The organism is Streptomyces sp. JJ36, assembly GCF_021696945.1.
GTDB lineage: Bacteria > Actinomycetota > Actinomycetes > Streptomycetales > Streptomycetaceae > Streptomyces.
In genome coordinates this window covers 101,887-114,969 of record NZ_JACYHE010000013.1, presented here as the reverse complement: position 1 = coordinate 114,969, position 13,083 = coordinate 101,887, and the positions used below count along the sequence as shown (strand labels likewise).

Sequence of the window (13,083 nt, the reverse complement as noted above, 5' to 3'; positions counted from 1 at the left end):
GCGCCCCCGGCCGCGCCACCGGCGCCCGGGACGCCCCCGACGGCGGCCGGAGCAGCGGGGCGGTCCGGCGGCGGCGCGGGCACGCCGAACGACCCGCGGACGCCGGGCGCGCCGGCGCATCCGCCCGCGCGTCCTCCCGCGCCTCCTGCACCTCCCGCGGCGTACGCCCCCACGCGCCCCGGCGCCGCTCTCCCTCCGCCCTCCCCCACTGCCGTCACCGCACCGGTGAGCCCGGCGCCCTCCGGGGACGGCCCCCGGCGTACGCGCCGGCGCGGCGCGCTGCTCGCCGGCGCGGCGGTGCTCGCCGTGGCGCTGCTCGCGGGCGGCGCCTTCCTGCTGACCCGGCCGGACGGCGGTCCCTCCGGCGCGGCCGGGGACCCCGGTGCGGACGCGGCGGACGGCACACGCGACACGGCGGATCCCCGTACGGGCGGCCCGCCGGAGGATGACGCCTCCCCCGGCACCTCGCCGAGCCCGGCGGCCACTCCGCCGGGCTCGCCGGCCGCCTCCGGCCCGGGCTCCCCGACCGCGAGCGCGCCCCGGCCGCCCGGCTCCGCGCCGTCACTGCCGGACCCGGCGCCCGGGGAGATCTGGGTGGCGCAGCTCGCCTCGGTGCCGAAGTCCGACGGGGTGGCGGCCCGGAGCCGGCAGCACGCCGAACTGAGCCGCAGCATCACCGGGGTGCGCTGGGTGGACAGCGACGACTTCGCCGCACTGCGGCCGGGGTACTGGATGTTCTACCGGCCCGGTCCGGACACCGGGGACAGCTCGGGCTTCGCGGACGGCCACGCGGCGGCCGACTGGTGCGCGGCGCGGGGGCTGACCTCCGCGGACCGGTGCGTCGGCCGCTTCCTGAGCGACGACCGTACGGACCGGGTCTACCTCTGCGCCCCGGGAGCCGGCACCGGCACCGGCCGCTGCACCCGCCCCGACTGACCGGCCGGGCGCCTCAGGCGCCGCGAGGCGTGAGTTCGTCCAGGAAGCCCAGGGCGGTGCGCCAGGTCAGCTCGGCGGCCTCCGCGTCGTGGTCGTCCAGGCCGGGGTCGGTGTAGAGGTGCCCGGCGCCGGGATAGCGGTGCACCTCGACCTCGGCACCCGCCCGCTGCATCCGCAGGTACCAGGCGTTCAGCCAGTCGTGCGGCTCGAACGGGTCCGGGTCGGCCACATGGAGCTGCACCGGCAGCTCGTCGACCGACGCGTCCTCCGCGATGTCGGAGGTGCCGTGGAAGAGCAGCAGGCCGCGGGCCCGGGTGTCGCCGAGGGCGAGGGTCTGCGCGACGGCACCGCCCAGCGACAGGCCGGCGTAGACGAGGCCGTGCTCGGAGTGGGGTGCGGTGGCCGTGATCGCGCGCATCAGCAGCTCGTCCCGGCCGATCTCGTCGTGCAGGGCCATGCCCTCCTCGACCGTGCCGGCCGACCGTCCCTCGTAGAGGTCCGGCACATGCACCGTGTGACCCGCCTCCCGCATCCGGTCGGCGGCCTGCTGCACGGCGGGGCGCAGGCCGTAGGCGGAATGGAACAGCACGACAGTGGCCACGGGGTGTCTCTTCCCACACGGTTGCGATTTCCTACCCGCTCATCCTGCCAGTTAGCTTCGGACACCGTGGACCATGTCCGGCCGGAAGGAGCTGGAGGGGATGGAGCACGTACTGCGTCCGCTGGTGGTGATCGGCGGCACGGTCGCCCTGACGCTGGCTGTCGGCTGGCTGGTCGACCGGGTCCTGCACGGCGCGGACCGCCGGCATCCCGAGACACCGCTGTGGGGCCTGCTGCGCAACTGCCAGGTCCCGCTCCAGGTCGTGCTCGCCTCCGGCGCGCTGCAGGCCTCCTACGACTGGTCGGGGCTGGAGACCGGGAAGGAAGTCCTGATCAAGAACCTGCTGGCGCTGGTCACCGTCGGCTCGCTGGTCTGGCTGGCGGTGCGTATCGCGACGGCCATAGCGGAGACCTCGCTGGCCCGCTTCGCGGCGACCACGCGCGACCCGGCCCGGGTCCGCCGCTTCCGCACCCAGCTCACCATGGTCCGCCGGGTGGTGACCTTCGTGCTGGCCACCATCGCGGCGGCGATCGCCATCCTGATCCTCTTTCCGGACCTGCGCACCCTGGGCGCCTCGATGCTGGCCTCCGCCGGCGTGATCGGCATCGTGGCCGGTGTCGCCGCGCAGTCGATGCTGGGCAACCTCTTCGCGGGGCTGCAGATCGCCTTCGGCTCCTCCGTGAAGATCGGCGACACGGTGGTGGTGGACGGCGAGTGGGGCACGGTCGAGGAGATCTCGCTGGCCTTCCTGACCGTACGGATCTGGGACGACCGGCGGCTGACGATGCCGGTGTCGTACTTCAACAGCAAGCCCTACGAGAACTGGTCGCGCGGCGGGCCGCAGGTCACCTGCACCGTCTATCTCCACCTCGACCACGCCACCCCGGTGCAGGCGCTGCGGGAGCGGCTGCGTGAGGTGCTGGAGGACCGCGACGACTGGGACCGGCGGAGCTGGTCCCTGGTGGTCACCGGCACCACCCCCACCACCATCGAGGTGCGGGCCGCGATGTCGGCGGCCAACACCGACGACTGGTGGACGCTCCAGTGCGGCGTACGGGAGGAGCTGCTGACCTGGATCCAGCGGGAGCACCCCTACGCCCTGCCCCGGGTCGCCACAGCCCCCGCCGCCGTCGCACCCCGGGTGCCGCGGCCGGCCGGGCCGCCGGAGATCCCCGGCACGGCCGAGCCGCTGCCGCAGGACGGCGCGGGCTGACCGGGGACCGGCCGCCGGGCGCGGCCGGTCCTCCCCGCCCGGGCCGGTGGCCAGGCTGCGGCTGCGGCTGCGGCTGCGGGCACGGAACGACTAGTAGTGCTGGGTCAGGTGCGTATTGGGGTGGGTATGTCGCGGTGGCAGGTGGGGCAGGCGCCGGCCCAGAGCGCGAGGAGGGCCTGAAACTCGCGGACGACTAGGTAGAGGCTCGGGCCGACGCCGCGTCTCTTGGGGGCCGGGCCTGTCGCTGCAGGGTGCAGAGGGCGTGCGCGACAGCGACGAGGGTGACGTGGTGGTGCCAGCCTCGCCAGGTGGGCCTTCGAAATGGGCCAAGCCCAGGCCTGCTTCATCTCCCGGTAGTTGTGCTCGATGCGCCAGCGGAGCTTGGCGAGGCGGACCAGGGTGGTCAGCGGGGTCGGCGAAGCGGGTTGCGGCCCACTCCCGGGCCGTCCGGACCCGCTCCGCTACCGTGGCACTGGACTCCCCGGCGCCCCCGAGAGCGGTCAGCTCAGAGCGGGTCAGCGGCTCCACGGTCACCCGGAGATCGACCCGGTCCAGCAGCAGCCCGCAAAGCCGCGCCCGGTACCTGCGGACGGAGGCCGGCCGGCACTCGCACCACCCGCCCCGTACGCCGTGCCGTCCGCAGGGGCACGGGTTGGCCGCCAGGACCAGCAGGAACCGGGTGGGCATCCGGACCATGCCGCCCGCCCGCGCGACCACCACATGGCCCGACTCCAGGGGCTGCCGCATCGCGTCCAGCACCCGCGCGCCAGCGTCCGCGTACTACCCATCAGTTCACCTGCGCAGCCAGGGAGTTGTGTGGCATGGTGCACAGGGCTTCCTTGTGTGACACATGACGCTATGGGGGCTTTTGTTCTAGAATGTAGATATGCGATGCACGGGGATTTAACTATGGGCGGCGAGAACGTAGAGCCTGGAATGCACTTGCGGAGTCTCCGCATCAAGAACTTCCGATCTTGCTATGACACTGAGGTCGAGTTTCAACCAGGCATCACACTTCTCGTGGGTGAGAATAACTCGGGCAAGTCAAATGTGATCGAGTCGCTAAGGCTTGCGACTGCGCCGCTAAATCGCCGTGCCACCAGGTGGTTTGAGGAGTCCGACCTGTCGCATGGAAGGAAAAGCAAAGAAGCCGAGTTTCAAGCCTTCTACAACGGGCTGACAGAGGCACAGCGGGCGCACTACATCACCGCTCTCGACATTGACTCGAACCGGGCCATCTATACGACGACCTACAAGAAGGACCCTGCTCGCAATCAAATGCGCCCGAGCGTCACCGCTGGCCCAGTCGGTGGTCCGGAGGCAGAATCCAACAAGCGCGATCAGATTGCGCATGTCTATCTCGCTCCATTGCGCGATGCACAGAGAGAGTTGGACTCGTCGGACAGTCAGCGTCTTCTGAGGGTCATTCAGCACCTCACTACTGACGAGCAGCAGGAAGATTTTGTTAAGAGCGCCAATAAGTCCTTCAAGGCTCTGAAGGACCACGGGGTTCTCACCGTCGCCAAAGACGAGATTCAGGATCATCTAGGCAAGCTCACCGACTCTGTACGCGGCCAGAGTGTGGAAGTGACATTTGCGGACTACGAACTGAGTCGGCTGACTCGTAGTCTGCGGGTCAAAATGGCCGAGAATGGAATCGAGCCCGCCAACCTCATCGAGTCAGGTCTTGGGTATGCGAACCTGCTTTTCATCGCGACCGTCATTTTAGAGTTGCGTAAAGCCCGAGATTTCGAACTAACGCTCTTCCTTGTTGAAGAGCCCGAGGCCCACTTGCATCCACAGTTGCAGGCTGTGCTTCTTGAGTACTTGCGTGAGCAGTCCGAGGCGTCACCCAAAGACGACTCGAAGGGGCCCGCGGGCAGGATCCAGGTAATCGCCACCACACACTCACCAAACCTAGCGAGCAGCGTTGGGCTTGAAAACGTCGTCGCACTTCGCACGAAAGTAGAGACGGAGCAGGAAAAGGACGACGAAGGCAACGAGAAAAACGTTGATCGTCGCAAGACGCAAGCATTGCCACTCGCACAGCTCAACCTAACTCCCGATGAGCGACGCAAAATCAATCAGTACTTGGACGCAACACGTGCCGCCCTCTTGTTTGCGCGTCGTGTCATTTTGGTCGAGGGAATCGCTGAAGCAGTTCTCCTTCCAGTGGTCGCCCGCTACTGCGTATTCAGTGATGGTAAAAATGGCGACCACGTCAAGCAACATCGCGCCTTTCATGGGGTCACCATAGTCAACGTTGGCAGTGTCGACTTCGCACCTTACATCACTCTTCTCCTTTCATCTGTCAATGAATGTCGCCTCCTGGACAAACTGACGGTCGTTACCGACCGGGATCCAGACCCGGAGCTTCCGAAGAAAGAGAAGGAAGAGGGGGAGGCATCTGGCGAGCAGGAAAAAGGGAGTGGGAAATCTGCCGCAGAGGTAAGTAATGGGAACGATGATCGGGCAGCCAACCGAACCAAAGTCAGCAACCGCAAAGAGCAGCTTCTAAGGCACGCCGAGTCGATTGGGGCTGCTGAATACCTCGTTGTCGCCGAAGCTCCCCACACCCTCGAAGCTGACCTGCTCGGCCCAGAGAAAAACGAACCGGTCCTTAAAAGGGCGTACCTAAAACAACACAAGCAGTCAGAACATCACTGGACAGACATCCTGGAGCACGAGAAGGGTTCCTCCTTCGGCTTCTATCAAAAGCTTTGCAAGTACGACAAGTTCATCAGCAAGGGCGAGTTCGCTCATGACGTCGCACTCGCCATTGAAGATGGCGAAGAATTTGAGGCACCGGAATATCTAGCTGAAGCCATCCGTGGCGTGCTAGAGAGTGGAACGGATGGTTAGGGCTTGAGCACGATCGACCTGACGGAGGACCAGCGGGCCCTCGTTGATGCTTCGGACAGCCTGTTTGCTGTCGCGTGCCCTGGCGCTGGGAAAACCCATGCAATGGTGACGCGGTTTGTGAAGCGCACTGCGGAAGAACCACGCAAAGGAATCGGACTGATCTCCTTCACTAACGCAGCGGTCGACGAGGTCCGTCGCCGCTGCGGAGGTGATACTGAAGCCCTCAAAGCACCAAACTTCGTGGGGACCTTTGACTCCTTCCTCCATCGCTTCATAGTTACACCGCTCTTCACCAAGCACTACAAGAAGCCTCCGCGATACGTTCAGTCTTGGAAAGATGCACCAAGCGGCACCTTCCGTATGTACGACTACAGTCAAAGACGCGATCTCATCCCGGGATCTGAACCCATTCAAATGGGTTGGTTTGACTTTGACCTTAACGGTCGTGCGAGCCTTGTCAGAGTTCCGTCTCGCTTCGGCAAAACGGCGACTGAAACGCTCATGTCCTTGAGGGTGCAGGCGGAGGACCAAGCGTCAGACCGTTTCGGGAAGCTCATCAGGGAAGGAACTGTTACTTGCGAAGCCGGGAGAATCCTCGCTTGTATCTGGGTTCGCGATCCCAGGGCACGTAAGGTTATCGCACCACTCATTGCGGCCCGCTTCGCCGAGGTTATCGTCGACGAAGCCCAGGACTGTGGCGAAGAAGAGCTGCTTGTGCTGGGATTTTTGCGCGAATGCGGAATTCGCGTCATCATGGTAGGCGACATAGATCAGTCCATCTACGAGTTCCGCAGCGCAACGCCTCATGCGGTCCAAGCGTTCGCGGAAGACCTACCTATTCAACTAGAGCTGCGAGGTAACTTCCGTAGTTCGCCGGCCATCTCTGCCTTCAATAATGGACTGCGCTCGGGCAACCTTGTCGAGTCATCAAGCGGCAAGCACGCTACCCTCTCGACGCCGGTACATTTGCTTGAGTTCTCTAATCTTGACGAGATTGCGCCTGCGGCTCTCCGCATCGCGGAGAAGCACAAGCTCGATGCCAGTGACTTGATGCTTCTATCGCACGCTGAAGCACACAGCATGAGAGCTGCTGGAGTAACAGATGCCGAGAGCACCAGTAGCAAAGTTCTCGAAATCGCTGACGCGGGGTTCAAGCTAAGGGCAGCAGACTTCGATGCTCGTACTCGCCTTAAGATGCTTGAAAAGGTTGAGCGCTCCGTCTTGAAGCTACTTACCTACGGGAAAGACACGGGCCACAAGAGCTACGAGCTTATCCGCGAAGAGCTCGGGATCGACCCACGGTGGCTGCGTGAGTTTGCCGTTCGATTGACTGTAGCCTTGAATGCCACAGGAAAAAATCGGACCTCCTTTGCGGCTGAGGTTCGCGACTTTTTGAACAACGCGGACTGGGGCGCCGCCACGCCGCCCAAGGCGCAGGACATCAGCAATCTCTACAAGGCGCCCACAGAGAAGACCTGGGACAGCGTCACAGATCTGCAAGACGGCCCTGTGGTCCGTTATGCGACCGTGCATGGAGTGAAGGGTCTGGGATTCCGTGGTGTGGTGCTCATCATTCCCGAGGCACCGAAGAGCAAGGCCACCGAAGAAGTGCTGGACGCTTGGGAACGTGGTCAGGACGCTGAGGCACGACGCGTCTTGTACGTCGCCGGTTCCAGAGCAGAAGAGCTTTTGATGCTCGCCGTTCATACCAACCACGTGGATCGGGTTGCTGCTCTCCTTGTCGCTAAGGGTGTTCCTCACGAGCGGCCTTAGCGCTTGCCTCACGTGGCGTCGTCTTGATGCCGCAGGATGCCGTGGCATGGTGTTGATCTGTCGCAGCGGTTGGTTCCTGATGAACTCTGGGCGCTGGCCGCGCCGTTGTTGCCGTCGTTCTCCCCCCGCCCGCAGGGCGGTGGGACGGCGCCGGTTGATGAGCGGGCGGTCTCCACGGTTGTGTGGTGTACGTGTCGACGAGCGGCTGCGCCTGGCGACACCTACCGGAGACATTCGGTGTCTCGACCGCACACCGCCGCTTCGCCGCATGGACTCAAGGACGGGCTGTGGCGGCGGTTGCACCAGGCCGTGCTGGACGAGCCCGGCTCCCGCGGTGAGGTGGACTGGACCTCGGCGATCGTAGACACGGCCTCCGTCCGTGCGAAAAAGGGGGATCACTGTCCGGGCGCAATCCGGTCGACCGGGGCAAGAAGGGCAGCAAGCTTCACGTGCTGTCCGACGCCCAGGGCTTACTCTCACGCTCGGCGTCTCCGGCGCCAACGTCCACGACAGCCAGGCGCTCCTGCCGCTCATCGTGGGCATGCCCGCCGTCCGGTCCCGACGTGACCCCCGCAGACGGCGCCCTGGCAGGCTCCACGCCGACAAGGCGTACTACTCAACCGAGCACGTGAAGTGACTGCGGAAGCGGAACATCGTCCCACGCACTGCCCGGCCCGGCATCGAGTCCAGCGAGCGCCTCGGCCGGCAACGCTGGAAGATCGAACGCTCGATCTCCTGGCTCTTCGGGTACCGCCGTCTGACCACCCGGTACGAGCGAAGAGGCAGCCACTTCCTGGCCTTCCTCGGCCTCGCAGCGGTCCTGACCTGCTACAAGAAGCTGGCGAAACTCACCACGTGAGACACGGTCTAAGTCGTCAGGAGAGAACGAACGGTGGTATCGGCCTACGAGCTGGGCGTAGGCTGGGCTGAAACGCACCCGCAGTCGAGCATCGTCTTGCCGGCACCCGGCGGGGCGGCCCAAGGGAGACAGTCCAGAGGGTCAGTCGGCGGAAGCTTCGCCCTGGGAGGAGACGAAGGTCCCGCGTTGCGGGACGGTGAAGACCTCGCCGTCTTCAATCAGGACGGCAAGCGCCCTGCGTACGGTCGAACGTGCCAGGCCGTAGCGCTGCACCAACTGTGTCTCACTCGGGATCGCACGGCCCGGCTGCCAGTCGCCGCGCCGGATCTGGGCACGCAGGATCTCGGCAAGCTGTCGATACGGCGTGAGGGGCGCGCCGTGGTCGATTTCGTCGTCTGGTCCCATAGGGCAAGCCTGTACGTGCTCTTACGAGTGAGCATCAGCAGATACGTCTAGATACGTAGCGATACAAGGCGCTACTATTCGAGGCGCGAGAAGGCCCGGCGACGGGGGCAACCGTCCCGGGCTGTGGCCGACGTGATTGGAGCACGCCGACATGACGAAGGCTATCCGTGCGCTCCTGGGCTGGCTACTGCCGCCCACGGGAAGCCGCCGCCGAGACGCGGCACCCGTCCACCCCTCCCAGCCCGACAGCTCAACCCTGGTTCTTCCCGCCACGCGCCCGCAGCCCCCATGGCCCGAGCCGTTCGACGGAGACGCGACCGCCCTGGTCCGGCCATACGTGGTGGCCACCACCGGAGGTGCCCCATGACGGAGCAGGAGCACGCATCCACCGCGAAGGTGGTAGCACTCACGTCCAGCGGGAGCGCAGTGCTGATCACCGAGGCCGACCCCGACGACGCGACCCTGGTCCACAACGCCGCACAGGTGCTCGGCTTCGCCCGAACGACGATGGCGGACCCGAACCTGACGGCCGACGAACTCCGCTTCGTGGCGCGGCAACTGGCCGCGTCACTGGGTGACCTGCTCCCCCTGGCGGGAGCACCGGAGGAGTAGCCCCACGGACGCCCCCCGTCGATGCCGACGGGGGGCTTCGCTGCGGGGACCCCGGAGTACTCACACGCTGCAACCGGGCGTGACCTCCCCGCTGAGCAGGCCGCTCGCGCACCACACAGCGAGCGAGCCTCCGCCACCTCGGGCCACCTACGCCCCCGTGGAACTAGGCGCTCTCCGCCCGGACGGTGTCCAGGGCGTGCCGCAGGTCCTCCGGGTAGTCGCTCTCGTACTCCACCCAGCTCCCGTCGGCGGGGTGGGTGAAGCCGAGCCGGACGGCGTGCAGCCACTGACGATGCAGCCCGAGCCGCCGGGCCAGGGTGGGGTCGGCGCCGTAGGTGAGGTCCCCCACACAGGGGTGGCGGTGCGCGGCCATGTGCACCCGGATCTGGTGGGTGCGCCCGGTCTCCAGCTTGACGTCGAGCAGGCTGGCCGCCCGGAACGCCTCGATCACGTCGTAGTGGGTGACGGAGGGCTTCCCGTCGGCGGTGACCGCCCACTTGTAGTCGTGCTGCGGATGCCGCCCGATGGGGGCGTCGATGGTGCCGCTGAGCGGGTCGGGGTGGCCCTGCACCAGCGCGTGGTAGCGCTTGTCGACCGTGCGCTCCCGGAACTGCTGCTTGAGCAGCGTGTAGGCGCGCTCGGACTTGGCCACGGCCATCAGCCCCGAGGTGCCCACGTCCAGCCGGTGCACGATGCCCTGCCGCTCGGCGGCGCCGGAGGTGGTGAGGGCGTAGCCGGCGGCCGCCAGTCCGCCGATCACCGTGGGCCCGGACCAGCCGGGGCTGGGGTGGGCGGCGACCCCGACCGGCTTCATCACCACGACCACGTGCTCGTCGTCGTGCACGATCTCCATGCCCTCCACCGGCTCGGCCACCACCTGCACCGGGGCGGCCGGCGCGGGCATCTCCACCTCCAGCCAGGCCCCGCCGCTGACCCGGTCGGACTTTCCGGCCGACGTGCCGTCCAGCCGCACCTTCCCGCCGGCCGCCAGCTCCGCGGCCTTCGTGCGGGAGAAGCCGAACATGCGGGCGAGAGCGGCGTCGACGCGCTCGCCCTCCAGGCCGTCCGGTACGGGCAGGGTGCGGATCTCGGGAAGCGTACTCACCCGGTCGAGTATGCCGGACCGCCCGTTCGGCCCCGTACCGCCCGCCCCCCGCCGGTCTCACCCGCGCGGCGCACCTCCGCATGCGGGTCCGACAGCCCGACGTGACCGTGTGACTACGTACGCGATCCCCGTCGGAGGGAGTCCCGCATGTCCCCCCGCACGCCCGCCGTGCCCGGTGGCAACCGTATACCCGGCAACCGCACACTCGCCGTCACCACCGCGACCGCGCTGACCGCCGTGGGACTCTCCCTGATGCCGGACGGGGGAAGGGACGCCGCCGCGCTGGACATCACCGGACCGTGCGCCATCGCCGCCGCGGAGGGCTTCGGGGAAGGGCCGATGAGCCCCGACTACATCCGTCCCACCGGACACCGCAAGGCGACCATGATCATGGTCGACTTCCCGGACATCCCCGCCACCGGGAACGCCCGGGAACGCGCGGACTTCTTCGCCGCCTACGGCGACAGATACCTGGACCTCGCCTCCTACGGCACGTACGACCTGGAGCTGGTGCCCACGCCGGAGTGGATACGGATGCCGAAGCCCTGGACGGCGTACGGCGTCAAGCGCGGCATCAGCTCCGCGACGATGCAGGCGTACGTCCAGGACGCGATCGACGCGGCGCGCGCCCGGGGCACGGACTTCGGGGACAGCGACTTCGTCTACGTCGTCGCCGACGAGAACGTCCCGGCCCGGCCCACCGTCTCGCAGGCGAACGTCTTCGAGAACCTGCGGGCGGGCGACCACAGGATCCGGGCGGCGGCGCTGGTCTTCGGCCGCGGCAACGACTCGGCGACCTGGCAGCGCGGCAACTTCGTCCACGAGGCCAATCACCTCTACGGGCTGCCGGACCTCTACAACTCCCGGAACGGCGCCTCGGTCGAGTACGCCGGGGGCTGGGACACCATGAGCATGGCGGGGATATCGGACCTGATCGGCTGGCACAAGTGGAAGTTCGGCTGGCTGGCGGACGAGCAGGTCGCCTGCGTGCCGGCCGGTACCAGCAGCCACACCCTGCGGCCGATCGGCGCGCCGGGGGCGAACATCGCCGTGGTCAAGACCGGCCCCACCAGCGCCGTGGTGGCGGAGACCCGTACCCGGACCGGCCTGGACAAGGACATCTGTACCGAGGGCGTGCTCGTCTACACCGTCGACTCGTCGGTCCCGACCGGCCGCGGCCCGGTGCGCGTGGTGGACTCCGCCCCGCACAGCAAGGGCGGCACGGCCTGCGCCAGCCGCTCCCCCGCCGAACTGGCCGAGCTCGGCGACGCGCCGTTCGGCGTGGACGAGAGCCACACCTTCGCGAACGGGGTGCGGATCGGCGTCACCGGGCGCGAGGACGACGGGAGCCACCGGGTGCGCATCACCAAGCCCGCGCTCACCCCGGACGACCCGGACGCCACGGGCACGCCGGACGCTACGGCCTCCTCGGACGCCCCCGCGGCACCGGTCCCGGGCCCCGGGCTGCACCGGGGACCCGGGGTGTACGGGGTGCACCGGCCGCACTGACGGCCACCGCCCGCGACCGGGCCTGGCGCGGGCGTCCGGACGGCGCCGGCTCCGCGGCGTGGTGGGCGCGGCAGCCCGGTCGCGGGGTCAGTCCCGGTGGACGGTGCCGTCCGGGTCCAGCCCGCGGAACGACAGCAGCACGATCAGGATGCCGCCGCAGACGATCGCCGAGTCGGCGAGGTTGAACACGGCGAAGTGGGTCGGCGCGATGAAGTCGACCACGGCGCCCTGGAAGACGCCGGGCGAGCGGAAGATCCGGTCGGTGAGGTTCCCGAAGGCCCCGCCCAGCAGGAGACCCAGCGCGATGGCCCACGGCGTGCTGTAGAGCTTGCGCGCGATCCGGGCGATCACCACGATCACCACGACCGCGATCACCGTGAGGACCACCGTCAGCGCCTCCCCGAAACCGAAGGCCGCGCCCTTGTTGCGCACCACCTCCAGCCGGAGCAGGTCACCGACGACATCGATCGTCGCTTCGTTCTCCAGCTTCTCGACCACGATCACCTTGGTGATCAGGTCGAGCACGTAGGCGAACGCCGCGACCGCGACGAGCACCGGGATCCGGCGCCTGCCGCGGTCCGCGGGCCGCTCCTCCGGGCCGCCGGAACCCGGCGACTCCCGTCCGTCCGGCTCACCCGATCGGTCCGTCGCGGCCACGTCCTCGTCCGGGGTCTCGATGGCCCGCTCCACCTCTGTCACGTGATGAGGGTACGACACACGCGTTCGCGTCCGGTCAACGCCGCTCCTGCTTCTGCTTGCACTCCACGCACAGGGTCGCCCGCGGGAAGGCCTGCATCCGGGCCTTCCCGATGGGCTTCCCGCAGCTCTCGCAGAGCCCGTAGGTACCGGCCTCCAGCCGCTCCAGGGCGCGCTCGGTCTGGTAGAGCATCTCCCGGGCGTTGGCCGCGAGCGCCATCTCGTGCTCGCGCGTGATGTTCTTGGTGCCGGTGTCGGCGTCGTCGTCGCCCGCACCGCCCCCGGAGTCCCGCATCAGCCCGTTGAGCGCCTCCTCGGAGGCCAGGAGCTCGGCTTCGATGCGGCCGGCCTCCTCCTGCAGCCCGGTGCGCGCCTCGGTCACCTCCTCCTCGGTCCACGGGTCCTCACCCGGGCGTACCGGGAGTTCCTCGGGCGTCGCGGGGGCCGTACGGGCCGTACGGGCGGTCGGCACCGCCGCGGCCTTCGCCGCCGGAGTCTTCTTCGCAGCCACC

Annotated in this window: 11 protein-coding genes and 3 pseudogenes; 7 read left to right on the top strand and 7 right to left on the bottom strand. The window is 67.7% G+C overall.

Annotation, left to right across the window (positions count from 1 at the left end; all coding sequences use genetic code 11):
• Window positions 1-225: 225 nt before the first annotated feature.
• Window positions 226-936, top strand: a complete 711-nt coding sequence (locus tag HOY81_RS08150) for a hypothetical protein (RefSeq protein ID WP_237319557.1) — start codon at window positions 226-228, stop codon at window positions 934-936.
• A gap of 13 nt (window positions 937-949) precedes the next feature.
• Here HOY81_RS08150 and HOY81_RS08145 read toward each other — a convergent pair whose 3' ends face one another.
• Window positions 950-1,537: a dienelactone hydrolase family protein gene (locus HOY81_RS08145; protein ID WP_237319556.1), complete on the bottom strand. Its 588-nt coding sequence runs from the start codon at window positions 1,535-1,537 to the stop codon at window positions 950-952.
• Window positions 1,538-1,637: 100 nt separating this feature from the next.
• Here HOY81_RS08145 and HOY81_RS08140 point away from each other — a divergent pair, with 100 nt between their 5' ends.
• Complete coding sequence (locus HOY81_RS08140) at window positions 1,638-2,750, top strand: mechanosensitive ion channel family protein (protein ID WP_237319562.1); 1,113 nt, start codon at window positions 1,638-1,640, stop codon at window positions 2,748-2,750.
• Between the two features lie 193 nt (window positions 2,751-2,943).
• On the opposite strand, the pseudogene HOY81_RS08135 reads toward HOY81_RS08140, so the two are convergent.
• A pseudogene (locus tag HOY81_RS08135) lies at window positions 2,944-3,148 on the bottom strand (transposase); the annotation flags it as partial.
• A gap of 16 nt (window positions 3,149-3,164) precedes the next feature.
• Window positions 3,165-3,512 (bottom strand): annotated as a pseudogene (locus tag HOY81_RS08130) (ATP-binding protein); the annotation flags it as partial.
• On the opposite strand from HOY81_RS08130, the gene HOY81_RS08125 reads away from it, so the two are divergent.
• The 3 genes and pseudogenes from HOY81_RS08125 to HOY81_RS08115 all read left to right on the top strand — a co-directional run bounded on the left by HOY81_RS08125 (window position 3,471) and on the right by HOY81_RS08115 (window position 8,244).
• Window positions 3,471-5,612, top strand: a complete 2,142-nt coding sequence (locus tag HOY81_RS08125; protein WP_306423455.1) for an ATP-dependent endonuclease — start codon at window positions 3,471-3,473, stop codon at window positions 5,610-5,612. The pseudogene HOY81_RS08130 and the gene HOY81_RS08125 overlap by 42 nt on opposite strands.
• A 3-nt stretch (window positions 5,613-5,615) precedes the next feature.
• Entirely contained in the window at window positions 5,616-7,385 is a 1,770-nt protein-coding gene (locus HOY81_RS08120) for an ATP-dependent helicase (RefSeq protein WP_237319555.1), read from the top strand.
• A gap of 36 nt (window positions 7,386-7,421) precedes the next feature.
• Window positions 7,422-8,244, top strand: a pseudogene (locus HOY81_RS08115) (IS5 family transposase).
• 141 nt (window positions 8,245-8,385) lie between these two features.
• Here HOY81_RS08115 and HOY81_RS08110 read toward each other — a convergent pair.
• Entirely contained in the window at window positions 8,386-8,649 is a 264-nt protein-coding gene (locus tag HOY81_RS08110; RefSeq protein ID WP_237319554.1) for a GntR family transcriptional regulator, read from the bottom strand.
• 363 nt (window positions 8,650-9,012) lie between these two features.
• Here HOY81_RS08110 and HOY81_RS08105 point away from each other — a divergent pair, with 363 nt between their 5' ends.
• A complete protein-coding gene (locus HOY81_RS08105; protein ID WP_237319553.1) occupies window positions 9,013-9,261 on the top strand; it encodes a hypothetical protein in 249 nt (82 codons plus the stop codon).
• Window positions 9,262-9,424: 163 nt separating this feature from the next.
• On the opposite strand, the gene HOY81_RS08100 is transcribed toward HOY81_RS08105, so the two are convergent.
• A complete protein-coding gene (locus tag HOY81_RS08100; protein WP_237319552.1) occupies window positions 9,425-10,366 on the bottom strand; it encodes an RluA family pseudouridine synthase in 942 nt (313 codons plus the stop codon).
• Between the two features lie 147 nt (window positions 10,367-10,513).
• Between HOY81_RS08100 and HOY81_RS08095 the strand changes: the two genes are divergently transcribed.
• Window positions 10,514-11,875, top strand: coding sequence for a peptidase M6 (locus HOY81_RS08095; protein ID WP_237319551.1), 1,362 nt, complete (start codon window positions 10,514-10,516; stop codon window positions 11,873-11,875).
• An 87-nt stretch (window positions 11,876-11,962) separates the two neighbouring features.
• Here HOY81_RS08095 and lspA read toward each other — a convergent pair whose 3' ends face one another.
• Entirely contained in the window at window positions 11,963-12,565 is a 603-nt protein-coding gene (lspA, locus tag HOY81_RS08090) for a signal peptidase II (protein ID WP_237319560.1), read from the bottom strand.
• Window positions 12,566-12,608: 43 nt separating this feature from the next.
• On the bottom strand, window positions 12,609-13,082 hold the full coding sequence (locus HOY81_RS27665; RefSeq protein WP_237319550.1) for a TraR/DksA C4-type zinc finger protein: 474 nt from the start codon (window positions 13,080-13,082) through the stop codon (window positions 12,609-12,611).
• Window position 13,083 lies beyond the last annotated feature (1 nt).

What these genes read in the sequence shown, in the direction of transcription:
- HOY81_RS08140 (WP_237319562.1), top strand. Translation starts at nt 1,638, where the DNA reads ATGGAGCACGTACTGCGTCCGCTGGTGGTGATCGGCGGCACGGTCGCC.
- HOY81_RS08125 (WP_306423455.1), top strand. Translation starts at nt 3,471, where the DNA reads ATGGCCCGACTCCAGGGGCTGCCGCATCGCGTCCAGCACCCGCGCGCC.
- HOY81_RS08110 (WP_237319554.1), bottom strand. Translation starts at nt 8,649, where the DNA reads ATGGGACCAGACGACGAAATCGACCACGGCGCGCCCCTCACGCCGTAT.
- HOY81_RS08105 (WP_237319553.1), top strand. Translation starts at nt 9,013, where the DNA reads ATGACGGAGCAGGAGCACGCATCCACCGCGAAGGTGGTAGCACTCACG.
- HOY81_RS08095 (WP_237319551.1), top strand. Translation starts at nt 10,514, where the DNA reads ATGTCCCCCCGCACGCCCGCCGTGCCCGGTGGCAACCGTATACCCGGC.